At 71.4% G+C, this 1362-nt stretch carries 1 protein-coding gene; it reads right to left on the bottom strand.

What is annotated here, in order from left to right:
- Nucleotides 1-39: 39 nt before the first annotated feature.
- Nucleotides 40-1230, bottom strand: coding sequence for an ISAs1 family transposase (locus AB0D85_RS52250; RefSeq protein ID WP_362338780.1), 1191 nt, complete (start codon nt 1228-1230; stop codon nt 40-42).
- Nucleotides 1231-1362 lie beyond the last annotated feature (132 nt).

Raw genomic sequence — 1362 nt, 5'->3', positions numbered from 1 at the left:
CCAGGGCTTCGGCGTAGTCGCGTGACGTCCGGTTCGTGATCATCCGAGGCCGAGGAGTGCGAGGGGGCGGCGAGGGTCGCGGGCGTTGTGGCGGAGGCCGGCCGCGATGTTCTTCACTCCGGCCGTGCGGAGGGCTCCGATGGCGAGGTTGCGCCAGGTGGCCATCGCGCGGGGCGTGTTGCCGGTCCGCAGCTGGGAGGCGTCCTCGGCGAAGGTGGTGTCGCGGACGTGGTGGAGGGCCTCGATCGTCCAGTGGTCGCGGACGAGTCGGGCGAGTTGGGCCGGGGTGGCCTGCCCGGCGGTCAGGCTGGTGACTGCGTAGACGGTCGTGATCGTGGTTTTGCCGGTCTTGCGGTCGGTGCGGCGGCGCTTGATCTGGACGGCCTGGCGGGCTCCGGGGAAGAAGAGGCTGTTCACGGTGGCGACCTTGATCCGGCGGATCTCCGAGCGGCCGTGGCCGACGCCCTTGGTGCGGCCCTGAAGCGGGATGTCCTTCCACGGAAGGGACTTGAGCTGCCGTCGCAGCTTCTTCTGGTTGCCCTTGACGAGCACGATGTAGTGGGCACCGCGGCCCAGGAGGTAGTCGGCGTGCTCGCGCTGTGTGTGCATCGCGTCGCTCGTGACCACGACGCCGGCCAGTTCGGCCACAGTGTTCAGCAGCGGCTGGAAGCAGGTGATCTCGTTCGTCTTCTCGCCGACGTCCAGCTGGGCGAGGACCAGGCCGGTGGTGTGCTCCAGCGCGGCGAGCAGATGGATCTTCCGGCCCTTCGCCCTGGCCGCGCCGCGCAGGCTCTTGCCGTCCACGGCCAGGCCGCGCAGCCCGGCGGTCCCGGTCGCCTTCGGCCTGCGGTCCGCGAGCCAGCGTCCGACGGCTCGGTCCAGCGCGTCGCCGTCGAGGCGGGCCATCAGCCGGCGGACCGCTGTCTCGGCGGGCAGGACCCGCCTGGGCAGCAGCGGATCGGGGCGGGCGCCGATCCGTTCCAGCACATGCGCCGGAGCATCGGCGATCCACTCGCCGACCGCCAGCAGCGAGGTCGCCCCCGCCAGAACCGCACACGCGGTGAGTGCGAGCACGACGGCCAGGCGGTGGCGCACCCCGCGCGGATCCCGCGGGTCCGGCACCTCGGCCAGCCGCTCCAGCAGGCCCGGGACCTCCCCGGATGTGACCTCGGGATGCTCGCGGAGCTGGTCAAGGGCAAGCGGGATCAGCGATGATGCGTCGGCAGGCACGGTCTTCCACTCGGATCACGGGGCGTCGAGAACTCCATGATCTTGGAAGCCGTGCCTGTCACGTTCCGGACCCTGTCGCTGACCTGACGGGCCACCGCGAACCGGGCGTCACGCGACTACGCCGAAGCCCTG

Origin of the sequence: Streptomyces sp. NPDC048277, assembly GCF_040652235.1 — a bacterium.
Classification (GTDB): Bacteria; Actinomycetota; Actinomycetes; order Streptomycetales; family Streptomycetaceae; genus Streptomyces.
The sequence above is the reverse complement of the archived record's forward strand: the minus strand, read 5'-3'. Positions and strand labels throughout refer to the sequence as shown.